The organism is Bifidobacterium mongoliense DSM 21395 (genome assembly GCF_000741285.1).
In the GTDB taxonomy this organism is placed as follows: Bacteria; Actinomycetota; Actinomycetes; order Actinomycetales; family Bifidobacteriaceae; genus Bifidobacterium; species Bifidobacterium mongoliense.
In genome coordinates this window covers 57,627-74,350 of sequence record NZ_JGZE01000011.1, presented here as the reverse complement: position 1 = coordinate 74,350, position 16,724 = coordinate 57,627, and the positions used below count along the sequence as shown (strand labels likewise).

Genomic DNA, 16,724 nt, shown 5'->3' with positions numbered 1-16,724 from the left:
ACCGGACTCGCGATGCTCGACACCATTGTGATCGCCGTGATGCGTGGCGCCTCCCATATGCCCGAAGCGTTCGTGCGGGCACCGTTCCTTCTGGCGGCCGACGCCGCCTGGCTGGCGCGGACCACAGGGGTACGGCAGCTGGAACGCAATCTTCGTCACGTCATCGCTCACCGCGATGGTACCGATGCCGTCGACCGAGCAGGAATACGACGGCTGTCCCGCAGGGCCATGCGTTCGTATTTCTCCTATTTCTCCGAAGCACTGTCGGTCGGCGCCCGCAGCCGTGGGGAGCTGCTCGCCCGCATACGACCGGACGGAGACGGGTTCGCTCCACTGCGACGGCTGATCCACGACCATCCGGGATCCGCCCCCATGGCCATGGGACATCAGGGTAACTGGGATTACGCGGGATTCTGGGCGCATGACGCGCTGGCCCCCGTCACGACCGTCGCGGAGCGCCTGTCCAACCGGGCGATGCTCGACGCCTTCGTCGCCATACGGGAGCGGCTCGGCATGACGATCCTGCTCACCGGTCAACAGGGCCTGACCGAACGCCTGAAGCGTGCCATGGCCGAACCGCATGTGCTGGTGCCGCTCCTCGCCGATCGTGATCTGGGGCCCGTGGGGAATTCGTCAGGGCCTTCGGATCGACCATCCGCGTGGCCCGGGGCCCGGCGACGCTGGCCTACGACCTGCACACCCCGCTGTTCGTCGCGAACATCCACCGGGAAACGCTCACCGGCGAGCGCCGTAGCCGGGCGTCCTCGTCACACGGCTATGTCATTCGTATCACCGGACCGCTTGACATCGACCGCTTCCGCACACTGCCGAGACACGAGGCCATTGCGGCCATCACCCAGGCGTGGGTAGACCGGTGGGCTGCCGGCGTCGAGGACCACCCGGAGGACTGGCACATGCTGCAACCGATATTCCTCGAGGATCTCGATCTCGACCGATTGCGCGACGTCCCCGCGGACGTGCTCGCCCGTGTCCGCGACAAGGCCTTGGGCTCCGATGCGTGTGCGGACTGCGACACCCGGGAACGGAGCGTCGGAGCATGACGACGACATCACGAATCGACCAGGTGGCCATACGCCGACCGTCGACATTCGCGTCGCGGCCCATCGCCGACGGTGATCCGCTGCACGGACGGAAGTTGCGCATCGGCATCATTTCGCCCTATTCCTTCGAGACCCCCGGCGGCGTCCAGTTCCATATCAGGGATTTCGCCCGCCAGTTGCGCTCCCGAGGACACCACGTCGAGGTGTTGGCACCGGGGCGGCGCACCACGGATATGCCCCTGTGGGTCGACACCAACGGCACCTCCTTCAGCATGCCCTACAACGGTTCGGTCGCCAGACTGAGCTATTTCGGTTTCGCCGGCGCCCAGACCAGACGATGGGTGGAACAGGGCGGCTTCGACATCCTGCACCTGCACGAGCCCGAAGCCCCCTCATTGAGCCACAAACCCCTGGTCATGCGTCATCACCCGCCGCTTGTGGGCACATTCCATTCGGCCTTCGACACCTACCCGCGGGCCCTGCGCTGTTTCGAACCGTACCTGCGCCGCTATCTGGCGCCTCTGGATCAGGCCATATGCGTCAGCGAGGCCGCGCGGAGCATCGCCCGGCATTACCTGCCCACCGCAGTCCCCACCCAGGTGATTCCCAATGGCGTCGACCGGGCGGAATTCCTCGGGGCGCACGCCAATCCCGCTTGGACGGGCACCTCCACACGCCCCACCATAGGATTCCTGGGACGGATGGGGGAGGAGCGCAAGGGGTTCGCCGTATTCGCCGAGGCGGCCAGGACTGTTCTCGAACGCGTGCCGAACGCCCGTTTCCTATGCGCCGGCGACGGGTCTGAGGCGGGACGTCGTATCGTGCGCCACCACGATGCCGGCGGCCGGCTGTCACGCCATTTCGAATTCCTGGGACGCCTGAGCGATGCGGACAAGGCCCGTTTCTACCGTTCCCTCAGCGTCTATGTGGCCCCTCAGCTGGGCGGTGAGAGCTTCGGCATCGTGCTCGTGGAGGCGATGAGCGCTTCATGTCCGGTCGTCGCCTCCGACCTCGATGCGTTCCGCGCCGTCGGCGGCGATGACCACACGGTGTCCCTGTTCGAGACCGGTCACGCTCAGGCTGCGCCGGGGCCATCCTCGCCCTGCTGAACGACGACGAGCGGCGCACGGCCCTGGGGCAGGCCGGGGCGAGCCGTTCCGAGGCCTTCGATTGGAGCAGCGTCACGGATGCCGTGCTGGGCGTATACGCACGGGCATTGTCGTGAAAGGGCTCTAGAATCATCACGTTTAACGTATCCGTATACCTGCTAGGAGCATTATGTCAGGGCATTCCAAGTGGGCGACCACCAAAAACAAGAAGGCCGCCATTGACGCCAAGCGCGGCAAGATGTTCGCCAAACTCATCAAGAATATCGAGATTGCCGCCCGTATGGGCGGTGGCGACCCCGACGGCAACCCGACGCTGTATGACGCCATCGTCAAGGCCAAGAAGAGCTCGATGCCGGCCGATAACATCAACCGCGCCGTCAAGCGCGGCTCCGGCGAGGAAGCGGGCGCCGCGAGTTACGAGACCATCGTGTACGAGGGCTACGCCCCTGCCGGCGTCGGTCTCATCATCGAATGCCTGACCGATAATCGCAACCGTGCCGCGGCCGACGTGCGTTCCACGCTGACCAAAAGCAACGGCTCCCTGGCGACCACGGGTTCCGTGAGCTTCAACTTCGAGCGCAAGGGCCAGATCGTCGTGCCGTCCGAGGGCGTGGACTTCGACAAGCTGTTCGAGGTCGCGGCAGAAGCCGGCGCCGATGACGTCAAGGACGAGGGCGAGGTCTACACCGTCATCACCGGTCCGAGCGACATGGTCACCGTGCGCGAGGCGCTGCAGAAGAGCGGCATCGATTACGATTCAGCCGATCTGGTGATGGAACCCAAGTCGGAGATCGACCTGTCGGCCGATGATGCCCGCAAGGTCGTCAAGCTCATCGACAACCTCGACGATCTCGATGATGTGCAGAACGTATACAGCAATTGGACCGCCTCCGACGAGGTGATGGCCCAGCTGGACACGGAGGAGTAGTCCCCGTGATGATTCTCGGCGTGGACCCCGGACTGACACGGTGCGGGGTCGGCGTGATCGAAGCCGGCGCATCGCGTCGGCTTTCGTTTATTCACGTCGACGTGGTGCGTTCCGATCCCCAGACATCGCAGGATCTGCGTCTGCTGGCCATATACAACGGCCTGGCGGAGAAGATCGAACGGTTCGCCCCCGACACGGTTTCGATCGAACGCGTGTTCGCCCAGGAGAACCACAACACGGTGCTCGGCACGGCGCAGGCCGCGGGCATGGCCATGCTCGCGGCGGCCCAACGCGGAATTCCGGTCGCGCTGCACACCCCCACGGAGGTCAAGCTCGCCATCACGGGTAACGGACGCGCCGAGAAGATCCAGATCGAACGCATGGTGGCCCGGATCCTCAATCTCAACGTCCTGCCGAAACCGGCCGATGCGGCCGATGCGTTGGCGCAGGCCATATGCCATGCGCTACGGCCTGCGGGGGCGTTGGCGGGCGGAGAGCGCGAACAGCATCTGACCACCGCGCAGCGCCAGTGGGCCGAGGCCGCGCAGACAAGCAAGCGCCGCCACAGCGTCGACCGAGGCATGTAGGATATCGAACAGTTGTTCGAATGACGTCTGACGGGGGAGAGCGGGCATGATCGGAATGCTCAACGGCCGTGTGCATGCGGTGGATGCGTCCATGGCGCTCATCGAGGTCGGCGGTGTGGGATACGAGGTACGCATGCCCGCCGCGGATCTCAGCCATCTGCATGCCGGGCAGGACGGCACGGTCTATACGTCGCTCAGCGTCTCACAGGATTCATTGGCTCTGTATGGGTTTCTCACCCAGGCGTCGAAACGCATGTTTCTGCAATTACAGAAGGTCAGTGGCATCGGGCCACGCGTCGCGCTGTCCCTGCTCTCGACGCTGAGCCCTTCCGCACTGGCGAAGGCCGTGGCAGACGGCGACGCCGCCGCGCTGGCCAGGGCCCCCGGTCTGGGCAAGAAAGGCGCGCAGAAGATCATTCTCGAACTCAAGGGGTCGATCAACCTGGAACCGGACGAGACGTCACCCGAGGCGGCGCCCCCGGTGGACACGGGCACCGCGCAGGTCGTGGAGGGACTGATTTCGCTGGGTTGGCATGCCCAGGACGCCGAGCGGGCCGTGCGTGACGTCGTCGGGGATCACGATATCGCCGAGCCTCTCACCCCTCAGGATGTTCCCCGTGTGCTCAGGCTGGCCTTGGCCGCGCTTGACCGGGGCCGATGACGCGCAGGAGCCAAACGCGTCGCGGCAGAACGCACCGGGGGAAGGACGCGGGTCGCAGTGAGTCGGCGGCCCGTACCGACGACGAGACGTGCATACTTGATGGAAGATCCAGAACGATGGGAGCAGGATGGTCGTGGCAATGAACGGGACGCCGCAGGACGCGGCCCGCAGCAACAGCGACAGCGCCGAGGAGTCGCTGCGCATGGTGTCGTCGCAGCCCCAGGGCAACGAACCGATCAGCGACGAGGAACTGCGCCCTCAGGTGCTCGATGGCTTCATCGGCCAGCCCCGACTCAAGGCCCAGCTTCAGCTGTTCCTCGACGCCGCGCGCAAAAGGGACACTCCGCCTGACCACATTCTCATGGCGGGTCCTCCCGGTTTGGGCAAGACCACCTTGGCGATGATCGTCGCCAACGAATTGGGTGTCGCGATACGCGTGACCTCCGGCCCGGCCATCCAGCATGCGGGCGATCTCGCCTCCATCCTCAGTTCGCTCGACGTGGGGGAGGTGCTGTTCATCGACGAGATCCACCGCCTGCCCAGGCCCGCCGAGGAGCTGCTGTACATCGCCATGGAGGATTTCCGCGTCGACGTCATGGTCGGCAAGGGTCCGGGGGCTTCGTCGATTCCGTTGACCCTGCCCCGTTTCACGGTGATCGGAGCGACGACCAGGGAAGGCATGCTGCCCTCGCCGCTGCGCGCGCGGTTCGGATTCACCGCCCATTTGGACTTCTACCCGAGCGACGAGCTGGAGAAGCTCATCGAACGTTCCGCCGCCGTACTGGGGCTGAGCCTCGACCCGGGGGCGGCGCGGCAGCTCTCGTTGCGGTCCCGCGGCACGCCTCGTATCGCCAACCGCCTGCTGCGCCGTGTGAGGGATTGGGCGACGGTGCATGAGCTCGACTCCATCGACACCGACGCCGTGCACGATGCCCTCGCGCTGTACCAGATCGACTCCGAGGGACTTGACCGCCTCGATATCGCCGTGTTGCGGGCCATCGTGACCAGTTTCAACGGCGGTCCGGTGGGGCTGAACAACCTGGCCGCGATGGTCGGGGAGGAGGCCGACACCGTCGAAACGGTGTGCGAACCGTATCTGGTGCGCGAGGGGTTCCTGGTGCGCACCCCGAAGGGCCGCGTGGCGACGGCCAAGGCGTGGGAGCATCTCGGTCTCACACCCCGCGATGATGTCAGCCAGCTAACCTAACATCGGTGTTTTGGATGTTCATTTATTGATTGTGCAGGGTTCCTTGAGCCCGTACGCGTTAGGAGTTCCTCACATGGAGTCGATCTTTCTCATCGTCATCGTCATCGCCTTCGGCGTCATGATGTGGTGGCAGTCCCGCAAAGCGAAGCAACAGCGCAGCGAGATGCAGGATTTCCGGGCCAATCTCGCCCCCGGTACCATGGTCGCCACCATTGGCGGGGTCATCGGCAAGGTCGTGTCGGTGGATACCAAGTACGAGGAGATCGTGATCGACTCCGAGGGCTCCCTGCTGCGGTTCAAGTTCGCCGCCGTGAACAAGACCTATGAGCGTCCCGCCTTCATCGATGACGATGACGTCGACGAGAACGGCAACCCAGTGGACACGCAGGATGATGGCGTCGCCGACGTCGATGCCCCGGCAAAGCTCTCGGCGTCCGATACCAGCACCGCGGACGAGGCCGCCCAGCAACCGTACGAGCAGACTCCGGACGAGGCCGTCTCCTCGACGGGCGAGAACGGGAGCGACGAGGTCCCGGCGAAGGCCTGAGACCCCGCGCCCATTCGACGACAACGATCGGCCGCGGGGTCGTCAACCGCCCCGCGGCCGACACTCTGACCGTTTCCAGACACGAAGGTGTATTTTCATGGCATCATCCGACATCAGCATCGAAAAACTCGAATGCGTCGGTGAACAGGACGCTCGGTATCTCATCTCACTGATCCGCTCCGTCCCCGGTTTCCCCAAGGCAGGGGTGTTGTTCCGCGACTTCATGCCGGTCATCAATGATCCCCGCGGGCTGAGGATCATGCTCCGGGCGCTGCGACTCGCCTTGCCGGTTCCCGAGGATTCCTTCGACAGCGTGGCCGGTCTCGAGGCTCGCGGCTTCCTCTTCGGTCCGGCGTTGGCCGCCAACCTGGGCAAGGGCTTCATCGCCGTCCGCAAAGCGGGCAAATTACCTCCTCAGACGGTACGGGAGGAGTATTCCTTGGAATACGGCCAGGCCCAGGTCGAGGTCGAGGTTTCGGCGATCACCCCCGGTGAGCGTGTGCTCATCGTCGACGATCTCATCGCCACCGGCGGCAGCGCGAAGGCGGCGGCCGATCTGGTGGAGCGCTGCGGCGGCACGGTAGCCGGCTTCAGTTTCGTCATGGGATTGGATGGTCTTGAAGGCACGGCATCATTGGGGCCCATCCCACGAGCACGCTCGTGACGATGCCGGCGTAGGGTCGGCGAAGCACAGACATCAGCCCGCATTCGGATTGCGAAAGGATTCTCATGGATCTGTATGAATACCAGGCACGACAGTTGCTCGAGGAGCACGGCATCGCGACGCCACGGGCCATATTCGCCCAGAACTCGCACGAAGTCGCGCAGGCCGCGGATGACATCGGCTACCCGTGCGTGATCAAAGCACAGGTGAAGATCGGGCACCGTGGGCAGGCCGGCGGCGTCAAGCTGGCGAAGGACCGCGATGAAGCGATTGTGAACTCCGAGCAGATCCTGCCCATGAGCATTCATGGCCACAAGACCAGCGGCGTGCTGGTGGCGGAAGCCAAGAACATCCTGCACGAGTATTACCTGTCGATCTCCTTGGACCGCGCCTCGCGGGACTTCGACGTGCTGGCCACCGCCAACGGCGGCACGGAGGTCGAACAGGTGGCCAAGGAGCATCCTGAGGCCGTCAAGCGTCTGCACATCGACGCGTTGGAGGACTTCGACCTCGCCGCAGCCCACAAGATGGCCGCCAGCATCGGCTTCTACCACGCCGACGTCGACCAGGCCGCGACCATACTGCTCAACATGTGGCGCTGCTTCAAGGACAGCGACGCCACGCTCGTCGAGATCAACCCTTTGGCGAAGATCGGCGATCCCGACGACGAGTCGTCGAAATCGCTGTGCGCGTTGGACGCCAAGATATCGCTTGACGACAATGCAGCGTTCCGCCACGACGGGTGGAAGCGTTTCGTCGATCCGATCCTGCCCGACCCCTTTGAGTCGCGCGCACGGCAGCATGGCCTGCATTACGTGCATCTGCGCGGTGAAGTCGGCGTCATCGGCAACGGGGCGGGTCTCGTGATGAGTTCGCTCGACGCCGTCTCCGACGCCGGTGAGGATCAGGGCAACGGCATCAAACCCGCGAACTTCCTGGACATCGGGGGAGGGGCCTCCGCAGAGACGATGGGGGAAAGCCTGTCCATCGTGTTGTCCGACCCCCAGGTCGAGTCCGCCTTCGTCAACGTGTACGGGGGCATCACCTCGTGCGAGCAGGTCGCCCGGGGCATCCTGTTGGCCGCCAAGGATCTGGTGGTCACCAAGCCGATCGTCATCCGCTTCGACGGCAACGCCGCGGCCGAAGGGCTGCGGATTCTCGACGAGGCCGGAAACCCGAACCTACATGTCCGCGCATCCATGGAAGAGGCGGCGGCCACGGCCGTCACCCTCGCCGCTGCGGCAAAGGAGGCACGTCGATGAGCCTGTTCATCGCACCGCATACACCCGTGATCGTCCAGGGCATGACCGGGCGTCAGGGCATGACCCACACCGCCCGCATGCTTCTGGCGGGCACCCCCATCGTCGCCGGGGTCAACCCCCGCAAGGCCGGCACCTCGGTCGCGTTCCCACTCGCCGACGAGGCGGGGACCATCGACATCCCGGTGTTCGCCGGATGCGCCCAGGCCAAGCAGGCCACGGGCGCGAACGCCAGCGTGATCTTCGTGCCGCCGAGTTTCGCGAAGGACGCCATGCTCGAAGCCATCGAGGCGGGCATCGCGCTCATCGTGGTGATCACCGAAGGCATCCCCGTCGCCGACACCGCATACTGCGTGGAACTCGCCTTGCGCAAAGGCATCCGGATCATCGGCCCCAACTGCCCCGGACTCATGACCCTCGACCGGCCCGACGGCCAACCTGGCGCGAACCTGGGCATCATCCCCGAAGGGATCGTAGGCTACGGTCCTCTCGGTCTCGTGTCGAAATCGGGGACGCTGACCTATCAGATGATGGGCGAACTGAGCGATATCGGATTCACCGCCTGCATCGGCGTCGGCGGCGATCCCATCGTCGGCACCACCCTGCAGGAGGCTCTGGAGGTCTTCGAGGCCGATGATGCCACGAAGGCGGTCGTGATGATCGGCGAGATCGGCGGCAACGCCGAACAGGACGCCGCCGATTGGGCCACGCAGCATATGACCAAGCCGGTCGTCGCCTATATCGCCGGATTCACCGCACCCGAAGGCAAACAGATGGGCCACGCCGGTGCCATCGTCTCCGGAGGCAAGGGAACCGCACAGGCGAAGAAGGAACACCTCGAGGCCGTAGGCATCAAGGTCGGCCGCACCCCGGGCCAAACGGCGCAGATCATGCGCGATATCCTCGACGGCGCCGCCCGCCGATGAGGGGCCATCTCAAAGCTTGGTGCATGGGGGCCATCGCCGCGATGGACTCCATGGCGATCTATGCCATCGCTTTGGGATTCTTCCTCGCGCTCACCCTGCTCGTCGCCTCGATGGAGGAGGGTGGAGGCAATCTCTCCCAGGCGACACCGGAACTCACCGCAGCCATCGTGCTGCTCACCCAGGGCGTGGGATTCGAAGCCGGAAGCCTGAAACTCACCATCATCCCCCTGCTGCTGACCGTATTGCTCATCGCGTTGCTCGCCTCGTTCGTCAGACGTCGCGTCCCCTGCTCCTGGCACGGGTATATCCCGGGAGCGATCGTATGGCTCGTCGTCGATGTGGGCATGGCCCACGGCGTCCCGCTCGTGCTGAGCGATTCGCTCTGGCTCGTGGCGTGCAAGGGCGCGCTCGTCTTCACCATCGGATTCGCACTGGGTGCGGTTCCGGGCTCCACCATCCTCGAGCGGGCGCGCGTATGGTGGCATGCGAACGTATCCGCCCGCCTGCGAGATACCCTGCGTCTGGGCGCACTGCTCGGATTGGGACTCATCGCGTGGTATCTGCTCATCGGGACGATCACGACGCTGGCATGGATCATCGCGAACCACGCAGCCATGGGGCGCGTCTTCCACATGTCCGGTATGGGCACGGGCTCGAGGATCCTCACGACCGTGTGCTCGCTCGCCTGGCTGCCCAATCTGTGCATCTGGGCCATGTCATGGGTGTCGGGCGGCGGCTTCTCCATAGGCGACCTCGCCGCGTTCTCCCTGTGGAACGGCGGATCCTCGTCGTTGCCGCCCCTACCGGTCTTCGGTCTGTTGCCGCAGGCGATTCCCGACGACCGCCTGCGCCTCACGCTCATCGCGATGCCCATCGTCGTGTCCGCGATCGCCGGTGGACTCACCCTGCTGCTGCATCGTGGATTCTCGATACGGACCATCGACCCGGATGTCCCCGAACGTTCACCCCTCAACGTCGTGGTCTCGATGGTCTATGCCGCTGGTTCCTTCTGCCTGGCCTGCGTCGTGCTCATCGTCGCGACCGTGTCGCTGTTCGGCCTGTCGAGCGGGGCCTTGGGCCGCGACCGACTGGGCCACGTCGGCGCCGACGCGATGGCGTCCACCAGGGTCCTGGGCCATCCCACCGCCCTGGGGCTCATGACCGCCTGGCTGGTCACCGCGGTGACCATAGCCGCGGTCCATGGGTTCCGTCTCCTGGCGCAGCGATACGGAACCCATATCGACGATACGGCACCCGCGGCATCCCTCCCCGAGGAGTCCGCCGCGGCCGAGACGGGGGATGCCGCATCCACGCCACGTGTCATCATGTCCATACCACATACCAAGGAGGTCCACGATGACGACAACACATCGACCGATACGAAGGGTTCTGGTCTCCGTCTTCCATAAGGACGGACTCGAAGACCTCGCGAAGGCCTTCATCAATGCCGGAACGGCGGTCGTCTCGACCGGTTCCACGGCCAAGACCCTGCGCTCTCTGGGCGTGACGGTCACCGACGTGAGCGACGTGACGGGATTCCCCGAATGCCTCGATGGCCGCGTCAAAACGCTCGACCCCCATATCCATGCGGGCATTCTCGCGGACATGACCAACGACGACCACGCGGAACAGCTGCGCAGGCTCGACGTGCAGCCCTTCGACGCCGTCATCGTGAACCTCTACCCATTCGCCGACACGGTGCGATCGGGAGCGGATGACGCGTCCGTCATCGAGAAGATCGACATCGGCGGCCCCTCCATGGTCCGAGGCGCCGCGAAGAACAGTGCAAGCGTCGCCGTCATCACCGACCCGGACGACTATGCGCTCATCGCCGCCCGCGTCGCCGACGGCTCCGGTTTCAGCCTCGAGGAACGGCGCTGGCTCGCCGCGAAGGCGTTCGCGCACACGGCGGCCTACGACGCGACCATCAGGGAATGGACGGCCACGCACTGGCCGAAACCGGCCACGCTCGGTGAAATCCCCGCAACCGTGGGCACGGCTTCGGACGAAGGCCACGCTCCGGCGGGTGGGCAACCCGACAACGACCTCTTCCCGGCTGCGTTCACCCGCACCTGGGACCGGGCGCACCTGTTGCGATACGGAGAGAACCCGCATCAGCAGGCGGCACTCTACGTCGATCCGCTCGATCAGCATGGCTTCGCCCACGCCCGGCAGCTCGGCGGCAAGCCCATGAGCTACAACAACTATGTGGATGCGGACGCCGCATGGCGCGCCGTATGGGATTTCGCCCCCCATATCGCCGTCGCCGTGGTCAAACACAACAACCCCTGCGGTCTGGGATTGGGCAGCGATGTGGCCGAGGCCCACCGCAAGGCGCACGCCTGCGACCCGATGAGCGCCTACGGCGGGGTCATTGCGGCGAATACCACGGTCACCCTGGCGATGGCCGAGCAGGTCCGACCGATCTTCACCGAGGTCATCGTCGCCCCGGACTACGAACCCGAGGCCCTGCATCTCCTGCAGACCAAGAAGAAGAACCTGCGCATCCTGACGGTCGACCAGCCACCCCACACGGCCATCCAATTCCGGGACATCAATGGCGGCATCCTCGTACAGAGCACCGACCGCATCGACGCTCCGGGTGACGACCACGCCAACTGGACCCTGGTGTCCGGCGAGGCCGCAGACGAGGCGACGATGCGCGATTTGACCTTCGCATGGCGGGCCGTGCGCTGCGTGAAGTCCAACGCCATTCTCCTCGCGCACGACCAGGCCACCGTCGGCATCGGCATGGGCCAGGTCAATCGGGTCGACTCCTGTCATCTCGCGGTGGACCGGGCCAACACCCTCGCCGACGGCGCCAACCGCTCACAGGGATCGGTGGCGGCATCCGACGCCTTCTTCCCGTTCCCCGACGGCGCCCAGGTGCTCATCGATGCCGGTGTGACGGCCATCGTGCAGCCGGGAGGCTCGATCCGTGACGAGGCGGTGTTCGCCGCGGCCCGAGAGACCGGTGTGACCATGTACACCACCGGAACCAGGCACTTCTTCCACTGAGTGACCAGTGCCCTCCCGTACCGTCTCCCGCTCGATACACCGACAAAACAACGAGCGGAAGAACGGATGGACAAGTCCCGCGGGGCACCGGGCCAAGTGGTCGATCGCCACACGACGGTCACCGTCAACCATGAACGACACCGTTCGATCATCATGGTTGCCCGATATCGATTGGCCGTCATCCTTGACGGCAGGAGGTCTCATGAGCATCAAGCATCCGTTCGTCTCCGAGACGCATGAGGGCCGTCCTGCCTTTGAATGGATCGTGGCGGCGCTGGCCGTCATCACGGTTGTCGTGGCGGCGCTGGGATACGAGATGGCCGCCACGGCGATACTCGCCGCGACGGCCATCGTTACCGGATTGCTGCGCTTACTCTTGCGTGAGCGCAGTCCATGGAAGGTGCGTTCAGTGCGTTTCGACGCCTTCGTCGGCATCGGACTCGGTCTGGGACTGCTGCTGCTCTACTTCAGCATCCATCTGCTCTCCTGAGCTCATCTCCGCGCCGTTCCGCTGCGCCCCATACCCCTGAGCGTCATACTGGTCATCCACACCGGCGACCATGCCCGCATAGGCCTGGGGATCCTCGGAGTCATACACTTTGACGTCTTCGCCGTCATCGTGGGACTCGGTCTCGATCCGTCCACCGGAGACGATCTCGCGTCCGACGACGACCAACGAGACGATGGCGGCCGCCAACACCGGAGCGACCCAGAAGACCCACAGCTGGCCCAGCGGTTCGGCGCCGAGACCCTGGCCCTGCGCGAAGACCGCGATGCCCGTGGCCCGCGCGGGGTTGAGGGCGGCGCCGCTCACCGGGAAGGTGATGGCCGCACCCAGACCGTAGGCCAGACCCATGCCGGCGGCGTATCGTTGCGTGGAACCGTCCTCATCGTCGGTGCCGCGCATGAACATGGCCACGATGATCAGCGAGGCGACGAGCTCGACGACGATGGCGATCATGATGCCGAAATGGGCGCCCGCACCATTGAGTGCCGTGGCCGACACGGAGCCCTTGTCAAAACCGTTGACGGCAAAGGCGAGCCACAGCTTGCTGGTCAAGGTCTGCGACAGCGGCAGCAGGCCTCGGAACAGCGCGCCTGCGGCGAGCGCTCCGATGAGCTGGGCGACGACGTACAGCAGACCGTCGAGCGGGCGGGTGCGTGAACCAAGCACCGCGGCCAGCGTGACCGCGGGATTGAGCTGCACCTTGCTGAACGCGCTGAACACCAGCGTCACCACACCGTAGGCCACACCGGTGGCGATGGCGATGAACGCCAGATTGGTGCCGTACAGCGGCGTACCGAACACATAGGCCGTGTAGATGGCGAAGCAGACGAGGAAGCTGCCGAGCAGTTCCCCTCCGGCAGCCATCCACATCCCCCGGCCACCCGACCGACGGGTGGGGGGCACCGGCGTCACCGTCGGATTCGTATCATCGTCTTGCCCTGTCGCGAGACGTTGTGCATCGATTTGCGTCATCATCATCCTTCGTCTGAATACCGGCGGATAGTCCTCCACCGGGCAAACCCACATACTAGCAGGCCCCGCTCCGGCCATCCGGTGAGCACGACGGGGGAGTGCACCAGGGTGTTCCCGGGTCGGCGGCGCGCACCGGCTCGACGACATCGTTCCCGCCCAGGGGATGCGATATGCTGGTGAGTGGCCCATCGACCCGGTTCGACCGCGGCGTGCCGGCCATCCATTTGTTGTTATTCACAGCCGCACGTCTCCCTGGGGAAACGTGCGAGCCCAGGCCACGTTGGGAGAACGATGCCGAACGCATATGAACGCGCCGAAAAGACGCATGCCCGCAATAACGAGGGAATCAGACTACAGAAGCTGCTGGCGCAGGCCGGCTTCGGTTCCCGTCGCAAATGCGAGGAGATCATCCAGGAGGGTCGCGTCGAGGTCGACGGCGAGCTGACGACCGAATTGGGGACCCGTGTCGACCCGGGTCAGCAGCAGATCAGGGTCGACGGGTCGCGCATCCGTCTCGACACCCGGCATATCACCCTGGCGCTCAACAAGCCCAAGCGGGTCCTGAGCACCATGGACGACCCCAAGGGCCGTTTCACGTTGCGCGACATCGTGGGGGACCGCTACGAGCGCATCTTCCATATGGGTCGCCTGGATTACGACTCCGAGGGACTCATCCTCATGACCAACGACGGCGAGCTCAGCCAGCACGTGATGCACCCGCGCTACGAGGTGGAGAAGACCTACATCGCGACCCTCGAGGGCCGCATCGGTGGCAATGTGTGCCGTCGTCTGGTCTCCCAAGGCGTGCGTCTCGATGACGGGCTGATCAAACTCGATCACTGCGCGATCATCGACGGCAATCGCGACACCACGATCGTCAAGGTCGTGCTGCATTCGGGAAAGAACCGTATCGTGCGCCGCATCTTCGGCGCCATCGGCTTCCCGGTCAAACGGCTGGTGCGCACGCAGATCGGTCCGATCAAGCTCGGTGACCTCAAGCCCGGTTCCTACCGCGTGCTGTCCGTGACCGAGGTTCGCTCACTGTCCAAGGAGGTGGGACTGTGATACGAGTCGCCATCGACGGCCCCGCCGGGGTCGGCAAATCCAGCACGTCCCGGGCCTTGGCCTCATACTTCGACTTCGCCTACCTCGACACCGGCGCCATGTATCGCGCCTGCGCGTGGTGGTGCCTGCACCAGGGCATCGATCTCGACGCGGGGGATCTCGACGAGCAGGCCGTCACCGAGACGGTCGGTGATTTCTTCACCGGAGGGCACTTCGAGATCAGCGTCGACCCCGGCGACCCCAAGGTGATGGCCGACGGCACCGACATCAGCGAGGCGATCCGTTCGTCGGAGGTCTCCTCCCGGGTGTCGGCCGTTTCAGGCATCATCCCGGTGCGCCACGTGCTCATCGCCGCGCAGCGCGCGTACATCGAACGGGAACGTACCGAGGAATCGTATTCGCACGGCGCGGGGATCGTCGCGGAGGGCCGTGACATCACGACCGTCGTGGCGCCCGAGGCCGAGGTGCGCGTACTGCTCACCGCCCGCGAGGAGGTGCGTCAGGCCCGGCGTACCGGCCAGGCCGTGAAAGGCACCGGGGCCGACAACGTCGCCGCGCGCGACAAGGCCGATTCGCAGGTCACCAGCTTCCTCAAGGCCGGTGACGGCGTCACCACGCTGGACAATTCGGATCTGACCTTCGAGCAGACGCTCGACAGCCTGATCTCGCTCGTGCGGGACGCCATCGAGGAGCAGGACTACCACACCTACGCCGCCAATCTCGAGGGCTACGACCTCGATGACGAGGATCGCCAACTGGTCGCCTCGCCGACGCGTATGGGCGGACAATCCGGGACGGGGCCGAAGGCCGTGGGCGTCCTGGCCGTCGTGGGGCGGCCCAACGTGGGCAAATCCACGCTCGTGAACCGTATCCTGGGCCGCCGCGTCGCCGTGGTGGAGGACACGCCCGGGGTGACCCGGGACCGGGTGAGCTACGACGCCGAATGGGCGGGCAACGACTTCAAGCTCGTGGACACCGGCGGCTGGGAAGCCGACGTCGAAGGGATCGAATCCGCCATCGCCGACCAGGCCCAGGTGGCCGTGCGTCTCAGCGACGTCGTGATCCTGGTGGTCGACGGCCAGGTGGGCGTCACCGCCACCGACGAGCACATCGTGCGCATGCTGCGTGAGGCGGGCAAACCGGTCATTGTCACGGTCAATAAGATCGACGACTACTCCGGCGAATACATGGCCGCGGAATTCTGGAAGCTCGGCCTGGGGGAACCCCACCCCGTCTCCGCCATGCACGGGCACGGTGTCGGCGACCTGCTCGATGTGGCCTTGGAGACCCTGAAGAAGGCCGAGCGGACCTCCGGGTTCCTCACGCCCGACGGCCTGCGTCGCGTGGCGCTCGTCGGCCGGCCCAACGTGGGCAAATCCTCGCTGCTCAACGAGTTGGCCCACGAGGAACGGTCAGTCGTCAACGATCTGGCGGGCACGACGCGCGACCCCGTCGATGAGGTCATCGCCGTGGACGGCGAACAGTGGCTGTTCATCGACACGGCCGGCATCAAGCGCCGCGTGCACAAGCTTTCGGGCGCGGAGTACTACTCCTCGCTGCGCACCGAGGCCGCCATCGAACGCTCCGAACTCGCGCTCATCCTGTTCGACGCTTCCCAGCCGATTTCGGATCAGGATCTCAAGGTCATGAGCCAGGCGGTGGACGCCGGCCGCGCGATCGTCCTGGTGTTCAACAAATGGGACCTCATGGATGAATTCGACCGCCAGCGGCTCGAACGCCTCTGGCAGACGGAATTCGAACGAGTCACCTGGGCGCGTCGCGTCAATCTCTCCGCACTCACCGGATGGCATACCAACCGGCTCGCCGAGGCGATGCGGGAGGCGCTCGACTCCTGGGACCAGCGCATCCCGACAGGGAAGCTCAACTCCTTCCTGGGCACCCTGCAGTCGGCGCATCCCCACCCCCTGCGCGGTGGAAAGCAACCCCGCATCCTGTTCGCCACACAGGCCTCCACCCGCCCTCCGCGCTTCGTGATCTTCGCCACCGGGTTCCTCGAGCACGGGTACCGTCGATTCATCGAGCGCTCACTGCGTGAGGAGTTCGGCTTCGCCGGCACGCCCATGCAGATCTCCGTGCACATCAGGGAGAAGAACAAGCGCTGATAGTCATACCCCGAAGAGCGCACCCGCAACCGGCGCGTCGTTTGCGTGATGGCGGGCGGGTGTGCTAAGTTGTCTTCTCGGTGCGTACA

15 protein-coding genes and 2 pseudogenes are annotated in these 16,724 nt (G+C 65.2%); 16 read left to right on the top strand and 1 reads right to left on the bottom strand.

Translation table 11 applies throughout. From position 1 onward, the window contains the following. Window positions 1-12: 12 nt before the first annotated feature. The 14 genes and pseudogenes from BMON_RS10775 to BMON_RS09595 form a co-directional block, all read left to right on the top strand. Window positions 13-564, top strand: a pseudogene (locus tag BMON_RS10775) (LpxL/LpxP family acyltransferase); the annotation flags it as partial. A gap of 95 nt (window positions 565-659) precedes the next feature. Then, complete coding sequence (locus tag BMON_RS10770; protein ID WP_337588749.1) at window positions 660-1,061, top strand: lysophospholipid acyltransferase family protein; 402 nt, start codon at window positions 660-662, stop codon at window positions 1,059-1,061. Continuing rightward, window positions 1,058-2,170 (top strand): glycosyltransferase family 4 protein, encoded by a 1,113-nt coding sequence (locus tag BMON_RS05215; protein WP_474842736.1) that lies wholly within the window; start codon window positions 1,058-1,060, stop codon window positions 2,168-2,170. Before BMON_RS10770 ends, BMON_RS05215 begins: the two co-directional genes overlap by 4 nt. Window positions 2,171-2,339: 169 nt before the next feature. Then, complete coding sequence (locus tag BMON_RS05210; RefSeq protein ID WP_033512116.1) at window positions 2,340-3,098, top strand: YebC/PmpR family DNA-binding transcriptional regulator; 759 nt, start codon at window positions 2,340-2,342, stop codon at window positions 3,096-3,098. A 5-nt stretch (window positions 3,099-3,103) separates the two neighbouring features. After that, on the top strand, window positions 3,104-3,685 hold the full coding sequence (gene ruvC, locus BMON_RS05205) for a crossover junction endodeoxyribonuclease RuvC (RefSeq protein WP_033512115.1): 582 nt from the start codon (window positions 3,104-3,106) through the stop codon (window positions 3,683-3,685). A gap of 46 nt (window positions 3,686-3,731) precedes the next feature. Beyond that, on the top strand, window positions 3,732-4,346 hold the full coding sequence (ruvA, locus tag BMON_RS05200; protein ID WP_033512114.1) for a Holliday junction branch migration protein RuvA: 615 nt from the start codon (window positions 3,732-3,734) through the stop codon (window positions 4,344-4,346). A gap of 127 nt (window positions 4,347-4,473) precedes the next feature. Next, the gene (gene ruvB, locus BMON_RS05195) at window positions 4,474-5,553 is read left to right on the top strand and encodes a Holliday junction branch migration DNA helicase RuvB (RefSeq protein WP_237745345.1); all 1,080 of its coding nucleotides are present in this window, start codon (window positions 4,474-4,476) and stop codon (window positions 5,551-5,553) included. Window positions 5,554-5,626: 73 nt separating this feature from the next. Further along, window positions 5,627-6,100: a preprotein translocase subunit YajC gene (locus BMON_RS05190; protein WP_033512113.1), complete on the top strand. Its 474-nt coding sequence runs from the start codon at window positions 5,627-5,629 to the stop codon at window positions 6,098-6,100. A gap of 97 nt (window positions 6,101-6,197) precedes the next feature. Next, window positions 6,198-6,778: pseudogene (locus BMON_RS05185) on the top strand (adenine phosphoribosyltransferase). 51 nt (window positions 6,779-6,829) lie between these two features. Continuing rightward, on the top strand, window positions 6,830-8,026 hold the full coding sequence (gene sucC / locus BMON_RS05180) for an ADP-forming succinate--CoA ligase subunit beta (RefSeq protein ID WP_033512110.1): 1,197 nt from the start codon (window positions 6,830-6,832) through the stop codon (window positions 8,024-8,026). After that, window positions 8,023-8,949, top strand: coding sequence for a succinate--CoA ligase subunit alpha (sucD, locus tag BMON_RS05175; RefSeq protein WP_033512108.1), 927 nt, complete (start codon window positions 8,023-8,025; stop codon window positions 8,947-8,949). The genes sucC and sucD overlap by 4 nt, the downstream gene beginning before the upstream one ends. A 50-nt stretch (window positions 8,950-8,999) precedes the next feature. After that, complete coding sequence (locus BMON_RS05170; protein ID WP_152595731.1) at window positions 9,000-10,358, top strand: cell division protein PerM; 1,359 nt, start codon at window positions 9,000-9,002, stop codon at window positions 10,356-10,358. After that, complete coding sequence (gene purH / locus BMON_RS05165) at window positions 10,306-11,967, top strand: bifunctional phosphoribosylaminoimidazolecarboxamide formyltransferase/IMP cyclohydrolase (RefSeq protein ID WP_033512105.1); 1,662 nt, start codon at window positions 10,306-10,308, stop codon at window positions 11,965-11,967. Before BMON_RS05170 ends, purH begins: the two co-directional genes overlap by 53 nt. 202 nt (window positions 11,968-12,169) lie before the next feature. Next, complete coding sequence (locus BMON_RS09595; RefSeq protein WP_081882920.1) at window positions 12,170-12,457, top strand: DUF3017 domain-containing protein; 288 nt, start codon at window positions 12,170-12,172, stop codon at window positions 12,455-12,457. Here the strand turns inward: BMON_RS09595 and BMON_RS05160 are convergent. Next, the gene (locus tag BMON_RS05160; RefSeq protein ID WP_237745344.1) at window positions 12,374-13,339 is read right to left on the bottom strand and encodes an MIP/aquaporin family protein; all 966 of its coding nucleotides are present in this window, start codon (window positions 13,337-13,339) and stop codon (window positions 12,374-12,376) included. The genes BMON_RS09595 and BMON_RS05160 overlap by 84 nt on opposite strands. A gap of 399 nt (window positions 13,340-13,738) precedes the next feature. Between BMON_RS05160 and BMON_RS05155 the strand changes: the two genes are divergently transcribed. Together BMON_RS05155 and der are read left to right on the top strand one after the other, a co-directional pair. Further along, on the top strand, window positions 13,739-14,512 hold the full coding sequence (locus tag BMON_RS05155; RefSeq protein WP_033512103.1) for a pseudouridine synthase: 774 nt from the start codon (window positions 13,739-13,741) through the stop codon (window positions 14,510-14,512). Beyond that, window positions 14,509-16,635: a bifunctional cytidylate kinase/GTPase Der gene (der, locus tag BMON_RS05150; RefSeq protein WP_033512102.1), complete on the top strand. Its 2,127-nt coding sequence runs from the start codon at window positions 14,509-14,511 to the stop codon at window positions 16,633-16,635. The genes BMON_RS05155 and der overlap by 4 nt, the downstream gene beginning before the upstream one ends. The last annotated feature ends 89 nt before the right edge of the window (window positions 16,636-16,724 follow it).

Bases quoted from the DNA above. Each gene is read 5' to 3' on its own strand.
- BMON_RS05215 (WP_474842736.1), top strand. From the start codon at position 1,058: ATGACGACGACATCACGAATCGACCAGGTGGCCATACGCCGACCGTCG.
- BMON_RS05190 (WP_033512113.1), top strand. From the start codon at position 5,627: ATGGAGTCGATCTTTCTCATCGTCATCGTCATCGCCTTCGGCGTCATG.
- BMON_RS05155 (WP_033512103.1), top strand. From the start codon at position 13,739: ATGCCGAACGCATATGAACGCGCCGAAAAGACGCATGCCCGCAATAAC.
- BMON_RS05170 (WP_152595731.1), top strand. From the start codon at position 9,000: ATGGCGATCTATGCCATCGCTTTGGGATTCTTCCTCGCGCTCACCCTG.
- BMON_RS09595 (WP_081882920.1), top strand. From the start codon at position 12,170: ATGAGCATCAAGCATCCGTTCGTCTCCGAGACGCATGAGGGCCGTCCT.
- purH (WP_033512105.1), top strand. From the start codon at position 10,306: ATGACGACAACACATCGACCGATACGAAGGGTTCTGGTCTCCGTCTTC.
- ruvA (WP_033512114.1), top strand. From the start codon at position 3,732: ATGATCGGAATGCTCAACGGCCGTGTGCATGCGGTGGATGCGTCCATG.
- BMON_RS05160 (WP_237745344.1), bottom strand. From the start codon at position 13,339: ATGGCTGCCGGAGGGGAACTGCTCGGCAGCTTCCTCGTCTGCTTCGCC.
- BMON_RS05210 (WP_033512116.1), top strand. From the start codon at position 2,340: ATGTCAGGGCATTCCAAGTGGGCGACCACCAAAAACAAGAAGGCCGCC.
- sucD (WP_033512108.1), top strand. From the start codon at position 8,023: ATGAGCCTGTTCATCGCACCGCATACACCCGTGATCGTCCAGGGCATG.
- ruvB (WP_237745345.1), top strand. From the start codon at position 4,474: ATGGTCGTGGCAATGAACGGGACGCCGCAGGACGCGGCCCGCAGCAAC.
- sucC (WP_033512110.1), top strand. From the start codon at position 6,830: ATGGATCTGTATGAATACCAGGCACGACAGTTGCTCGAGGAGCACGGC.